This is a genomic window from Mycobacterium sp. NGS66 (assembly GCF_059812225.1).
In genome coordinates this window covers 351,099-357,867 of the sequence record NZ_JCALCG010000004.1, presented here as the reverse complement: position 1 = coordinate 357,867, position 6,769 = coordinate 351,099, and the positions used below count along the sequence as shown (strand labels likewise).

Here is a 6,769-nt window from a genome sequence, read left to right as displayed (position 1 = left end):
GCGTTGATGGCCGCCGATCCCGAGCGCCCACTTTCGTCGCTGGACCTACCCAGCCGCGGCGATCACGGCCGATTGAGCGGATGGCGCGACCTTGCAGCTCAGCCGGCCGACACGGCGCTATCAAACCTTAACCGGGATACTGGCGAAAGTTATTGCGCCCCGGCTACTCTCGTCGAGCAAATCCTCGTCGATATCTACGCGCAGATACTGCACGTGCAGGGCTTCGGAGTTGGTGAATCGTTCTTCGAACTCGGTGGGGATTCGATTTCTGCCATGCGGGCAATCGCTGCCATCAACGCGGCCTTTGATATCGACCTGTCAGTGCGCGCCCTGTTCGAAGCCCCATCGATCAGAAGCCTGAGTCAGCACATGCAAGCCATGCGGGCCTGCAGGGGAAAGCTTCCGGATTGAGCCCGACGGTTACCAGATAGCCGGCACCAGACGACTGCGAACCTTCTGCGTGTATTCGCGATATCCGGCCAATTCTTCTCGCAGCAGTTTCTCCTCATCGCGGATGCGCCACGCGAGTATCAACAAGCCGCTGATGACAAAGACGAGGCCCCAGTACGAGCCGAGCGCAAGCGGGATGCCGACCAACAGAATCACGTTGCCGGTGTACATCGGGTGGCGGACCAGACGATACAAGCCTGTGGAGATGAGCTCTTGGCCTGACTCCACTCGAATGGTGGCGGCCGCGTAGCTGTTCTGAACCACCACCAGCATCATCACACTCACTCCAACGCCTACCAGGACATCGCCGACCACGCAGATTGTCGTCGGCACGCGGGACCAGCCGAAGCGATGATCGAGTGCGCTGACCACCACCATCGCCGCAAGCGACAACCATGCGCCACCCATGGCCGCTTTCTGGGCCGGTCTGACCTCCGCGGTCGGGCCTCCGCGCATTCGCCGCTGCACTGCAGCGGGGTTGGTGCGCTGCAAGTAACCGCCGATCAGCCACCCGGGGAGGGTGAAAACCGCCAGGAAAACCCAAGCTTGCCAGTAGTCGAACGTGAACGCTGCCGAAAAGATCAGCAAGCCAAACATGACGGGTTCAAGCAACCCGAACACCACCATTTTGAAAAGGCTTTTCATGATTCTCCGTCCGCTTGCGCCAGTGCGCGACTCACGTGGTTTGTCGTGGGCTAGTTCGGTTGCGCCACATACGATTCACGGCCGGAATGCGGCCGCCTCGTGCGTGACCCACCAGAAAGTCCGGGCGCTGGAAGTGGCTGACTTGCTCAGCAACCCGTCGCAGTCGGGTGGGCCACTGGACGGGGATACTTCGGTGGTCAACTCAACGGCCCGCATCAAGCCTTCCCATCGCCATTCGAATACTCGGTTCTCTGGAAACCCGCTGGTCATGTCGACCATCACGACCGACGTCGCAGCCCGGCGAAGCGTCCGCAAGGGAGAGGCACCTCTACCTGATCCGACGCTCGCTGAACTGCCGGCCTCCCGTCGTGTTCGTACTGTAGGCGACGGGCGCACGTTCGGTGCCCGATTCAACCGAAGTGCCACAGTTGCAGTCGTCGGATCAGCGGGAACCGAGCAACCCATCACGCTTGGCGCCGATGACAATGATGACTGCTTTTCCGGCGTCCCCGGGGGAAGCTCAGCAGCATCGTGGAATCAAAACCGAACGACATTACGGATCGCTCGCGCGGTGCTGGCATCCGGATGTGGTTGTGAGCCAAATCGACTCGAGTGGCCGCGCCTTGGCCGGCAAGCTGAAAGGGGTGTTCACCGCCGAAATGCCTGCGGTACAAAGAAGTTCGTGACATGCGGAGCATGTGTCGGACACGTCGCGCTGGTAAACGCCGGTGGTTGACTCGCCCGGTAGCTCATCGCGTGACGCGGCAGCTGCCTGCGACCGGTGCATCCAAGGTCGGCCGGTGAATACGACCGACACCAGCGCGGCATGAGCCACCTGAATCCTTTGCCGCAGAAAAGGTCAGCCAAGAATTGCAGAACGGCGCTGCGCACTGCACGCCTTGTGTAGCGTAGCCCGCTATGGGGGCTGGCTCTCATCGACCCCGAGCGGGCACTGTTTCGCTAGACGAAATAACGCGCAGAATCAACGGCTCCGATGTTCCCACCAGCCACGCTGTGGCTCGGACCGACTATTTGCCCGCTGAACTGCCACGTCGCCGCGTCGTCGCCGCGATAATCGCGCTTGGCAGCACGGAATTGATGGCAGCGGTGGAGTTGACCATCGGCATAGTGGCACTGCCCAAGATCCAGAACGAGCTGAACCTGTCGACCGCCGGTCGCAACTGGGTAGTGTTTGCCACCTTGTTGGCCTGCAATGGGTTGATATTGGTCGGCGGTCGCCTGGGCGACACGATTGGCCGCAAGCGTGCCTTCATGTGGGGAACCGCGCTGTCGACCTTCTCCTCGGTGCTGTCGGCGATCGCATGGGACCAGGGCAGCCTCGTTTTGGCTCGGCTGCTGAAGGGCATGGCTATCGCGATCCTCGCGCCGACCTGTTTGGCGCTCGTTGCGACGACCTTTCCGAAGGGTCGGTTACGCAACGTCGCGATGGCGACGTTCACCGCGATGGGCGGGGTCGGCTCGGTGCTCGGCCTGGTGGTGGGCGGGATCATCACCGAGGTGTCGTGGCGACTGGCGGTTTTCGTGACCGCCCCGATCGGCCTGCTGGCGCTGTACCTGGCCCATACCGCGCTGCGGGAAACACAGAAGGAGCGGATGAAGCTCGATGCCACTGGCGCGGTATTGGCAACCTTGGGCTTCACCGCCGTGGTTTACGGCTTCTCGATGCAGTCGGGAAAAGGGTTGGTGTCGGTCACCACAATCGGGTCAGGCGCGGTGGCCGTGCTGGCTTTTGCTGCCTTCGTCGTGGTGGAGCGTCGGGCGGAGAACCCGGTGTTGCCGTTCAGCTTGTTCTTCGACCGCAATCGGCTGGCCACGTTCGCCGCATTGTTTCTCACCGGTGGCGTGATGATGTCGTTGATGCTGGTGGTGACGGTGTACGTGCAGGACATCATGGGCTACTCCACCCTGCAATCGGGCCTGGGTTTCATTCCGTTCGTCGTCACCGCGGCCGTCGGATTGGGCGCGGCCTCGCGGCTGGTCATGTGGTTCCCACCGCGAGTCGTGGTGATCGCCGGCTGCATCCTGCTGCTCGGCGGCGTGCTCTATGGCACGACCCTGAACGGCGGCGTCCCATACTTTCCAAATCTGGCGGTACCGATCATGGTCGGCGGCATTGGTGTCGGCATGATCAGCGTTCCGCTCACGCTATCGGTGGTCGCCAGCGTCGGACCCGACCGGATCGGGCCCACCTCGGCGATCGCGGTCGTGCTACAGGGTCTCGGCGGGCCGGTGGTGCTGTCGGTCATCCAGGCCGCGATCACCTGGCGCACGCTGTCCTTGGGCGGCACAACCGGGCCGGCGAAGCTCATGAACGCCGCCCAGCTGCACGCGCTGGACCGCGGCTACACCTACGGTTTGCTCTGGCTGGCCGGGGCGGTCGTACTTCTCGGCGGGGTGGCACTGTTCATCGGCTACACCTCGCAAGAAGTGGCGCGAGCACAAGAAGCCAAAATTGCCGCGCAGGCATGATTTAACTTGTCTTTTCGAGCATCCGGCGGCGATGCCTGCGGTAACCTCAGGCACGTGTTCGAGACGGCCATTCCGGATGTGCTGCGCGAGCGAGCCTATTTGCAGCCCAATGACCCGGCGTTCACGTTCATCGACTACGACCAGGATTGGTCTGGCGTAAGCGAAAGCCTTACTTGGTCACAGATATATCGGCGAACTTTGAATGTTGCGAACGAGCTCACGCGCTACGCAATTACCGGCGACCGGGCGGTGATACTGGCCCCACAGGGGCTGGATTACGTCGCCGCCTTTCTCGGCGCGTTGCAGGCCGGCCTAATCGCAGTCCCGCTTTCGGCTCCCATGGGCGGCGCCCACGATGAGCGAGTTGACGCGGTGCTGCAAGACACATCGCCGGCTGTCGTCCTCACGACGTCATCAGTGATCGGTCACGTCGCCAAGTACACCCAGTCGAGAAACGGCAACGCCGGCCCTACGGTCATCGAAATCGACTCGTTGGACCTGGACTCGAGAGCAGCGCCCGACCGCGACTACAGTCGGCCGGAGACCGCCTACTTGCAATACACCTCCGGGTCCACGCGCAGGCCCGCCGGCGTCATGATCTCGTACCAGAACGTGCTGACCAATTTCCAGCAATGGATGCGGGCGTACTTCGGCGATCGCGGGACGGACATGACCGTGGTCTCGTGGCTTCCCTTCTACCACGACATGGGTTTGCTGGCGGGAATATGCAAACCGGTCCTCGGCGGAATTCACGCGACTCTGCTGAGCCCGGTGGCGTTCCTGCAGCGACCGGCCCGCTGGATGCAACTGATGGCGAAGAATCGGCACTCGGTCACGGCAGGCCCGAATTTTGCGCTCGAGCTGGCGGTGCGGAAAACCACCGACGAGGACATGGCCGGGCTTGATCTGGGCGACGTGTTGGCAATCGTCAGTGGCAGCGAGCGGATACATGCGGCGACGGTACGGCGCTTCCTTGAGCGCTTCGCCAAGTTCAATCTCGACCACGCCATGCTTCGCCCGTCATACGGGCTCGCCGAGGCGACCTTGTTTGTGGCCACGAATGGATTAGGGGAGCGACCTAAGATCGTTCGCTTCGAGTCCGAGCCGTTGTCCACGGGCCACGCGCAGCGTTGTGACACCGGCGGAACCCCGTTGGTCAGCTACGGCGTGCGTCAGTCCCCGATGGTGCGCATCGTCGACCCCGACACCAGGACCGAGTGTCCGCCCGCAAGCACGGGTGAAATCTGGGTGCACGGCGAAAATGTCGCGATGGGCTATTGGAGAAAACCCGACGAGTCCGAACACACCTTCCGCGCGAAAATCGTCAGTCCTTCGCCGGGTACGCCCGAGGCGCCCTGGCTGCGAACCGGCGATCTGGGCTTTATGTCGGACGGTGAGTTGTTCATCATGGGCCGCATCAAGGATCTCTTGATTGTCTACGGACGCAACCATTCTCCCGACGACATCGAAGCGACGATCCAGGAGATCACCCGGGGACGCTGCGCGGCGATAGCGGTTCCCGACCGGGAGACCGAAAAGTTGGTCGCCATCATCGAAGTCAAGCAGAATGGCGACTCCCCGGAGGTCGCGTCGGACAAGCTCGTCAGCGTCAAACGTGAAGTTGCCTCGGCAGTGTCGAATTCGCATGGGCTGGGCGTGGCGGATCTGGTTGTGGTAGCGCCAGGTTCGATTCCCATCACCACCAGCGGGAAGGTGCGGCGGGCCGCCTGCGTCGAGCAGTACCGGCGAAATCAGTTCGCCCGCTTGGACGTTTGGAGCGATCCATCGGGAAATCGGACTCACGGTGATGCCAGTGAACCCGTACGTTCCACGCATTGACTCGAGCTCGGCTGAACTTCCTCATCGAACGCGTTCGACCGGCTGCGGCCGGAGAAGTAGTTACGTCAGTTGAGAAGCGGTATCCGGATGGGCGAAGCGGCGCAACCGTACGTCTAACGTCTCGTCGCACTGACTTATCCCCGGCGTCTCCAGCACGCCGGAACTCGACCGCCCGTCAATCCGGATCGGATTGCACATCAAGACCCGCAATTCGCGCTTACCGAAACCCGGCATCCTGGCGTGCAACACTTGGCGGTTGTCAAAGAGGACAACGTCACCTTCGTTCCACGTGAGCACCGACGTGTGCCGCCAAATCGCCGCCGCTAGTGCAGCGATGTCATCGACTTTATCGGCCAAGCGCTGCTTGCTGGCAGCATCAGACGGCGACAGCTTGTAACGCGCCATGGCTTTCATTTCTTTTGAGATCTTCAGAATTCTTATTGGATGGCGCAGCACGGTCCCCGCAATGATCGCCGCGTTGAGGATGCCGGGATATTGCCAAGCTAGGCGGTGGATGGTCCAGCGCCAACCCTTGTAGTAAGGCGCCATTAATGCCCGAAGGGCATCGCGGAGTTCCTTGATTTCCAGCGTGACATTTGCTTGGAGAGAAAGCCGCTTACTGTCCGGATGACGCCAGACGCACGGTTTGTACAGTAAGGCATTCTTTGCGGTTGCCGAGCCCTCAACCGGTATATCGCAGCTGCTGAGAAATGATTCCACTGCGTTTTCGGATATGCCGTACCTTCGCGCGATGACTGACAGGGGATACGCTGCGGCGAAGACGGGCTCGGCCTCCAGCCGGCTCCGCACGTCGATGGGCAACTCCTCGTAGACGCTCGGCATGTGCACGAACCCCGTCTCGCCGCCCATCCAGGACGCCTTCTTGCACCAGAAGCTCTGGACCGCCGGAATATCCCACACGTAATAGTTTTCACTGTGAAACACCGGAAGGCCAAGGAATTCCCCTTGGGCGACACTGTTCGTGTAGAAAACGTCAGCGGTCTGATTCACACGGTCTCGGCCCGCCTCTGACATGAAATAGCTACGCATGGATTGGAGCTGTGGAATGGCGAGGATCGCTTGTTCGAAGTCATTTTCAGATCGTATGTCGAAGCCGCGGAACAGGATAGCGCCAAATCTGCATAGTGCATCCAGCACTGCATTGCTGTTATCCGCGAGCACCTGTCGCAGCGAATCGGGAGTTGGCTCAGATGTTCCCGGCGTTACGATAAGCGGCCAACCCTGACTATGCCCCTCAAACGGCCCGTCTGCGTCCGTGGGTAGGCGGAAGTCAAGGCCGCCAAACGACGGAAGCTCTTGGAAAGGGGCTGTCATCAATTCTGTT

General features: G+C 61.3%; 6 protein-coding genes. 3 read left to right on the top strand and 3 right to left on the bottom strand.

Going from position 1 to position 6,769, the window contains the following annotated elements; translation table 11 throughout:
* Positions 1-6 precede the first annotated feature (6 nt).
* On the top strand, positions 7-411 hold the full coding sequence (locus tag AC5Y2L_RS11565; protein WP_499943922.1) for a phosphopantetheine-binding protein: 405 nt from the start codon (positions 7-9) through the stop codon (positions 409-411).
* Positions 412-420: 9 nt separating this feature from the next.
* On the opposite strand, the gene AC5Y2L_RS11560 is transcribed toward AC5Y2L_RS11565, so the two are convergent.
* Complete coding sequence (locus AC5Y2L_RS11560) at positions 421-1,095, bottom strand: methyltransferase family protein (protein ID WP_499938639.1); 675 nt, start codon at positions 1,093-1,095, stop codon at positions 421-423.
* A 75-nt stretch (positions 1,096-1,170) separates the two neighbouring features.
* Positions 1,171-1,410, bottom strand: a complete 240-nt coding sequence (locus AC5Y2L_RS11555) for a hypothetical protein (protein WP_499938641.1) — start codon at positions 1,408-1,410, stop codon at positions 1,171-1,173.
* Between the two features lie 783 nt (positions 1,411-2,193).
* On the opposite strand from AC5Y2L_RS11555, the gene AC5Y2L_RS11550 reads away from it, so the two are divergent.
* Together AC5Y2L_RS11550 and AC5Y2L_RS11545 are read left to right on the top strand one after the other, a co-directional pair.
* Positions 2,194-3,585, top strand: coding sequence for an MFS transporter (locus AC5Y2L_RS11550; protein ID WP_499938770.1), 1,392 nt, complete (start codon positions 2,194-2,196; stop codon positions 3,583-3,585).
* Between the two features lie 54 nt (positions 3,586-3,639).
* Positions 3,640-5,424: an AMP-binding protein gene (locus AC5Y2L_RS11545; RefSeq protein WP_499938643.1), complete on the top strand. Its 1,785-nt coding sequence runs from the start codon at positions 3,640-3,642 to the stop codon at positions 5,422-5,424.
* 60 nt (positions 5,425-5,484) lie between these two features.
* On the opposite strand, the gene AC5Y2L_RS11540 is transcribed toward AC5Y2L_RS11545, so the two are convergent.
* Positions 5,485-6,759 carry a TauD/TfdA family dioxygenase gene (locus AC5Y2L_RS11540; protein ID WP_499938645.1) on the bottom strand — a complete coding sequence of 425 codons (1,275 nt, stop codon included), beginning with the start codon at positions 6,757-6,759 and terminating at the stop codon, positions 5,485-5,487.
* Positions 6,760-6,769: the final 10 nt, after the last annotated feature.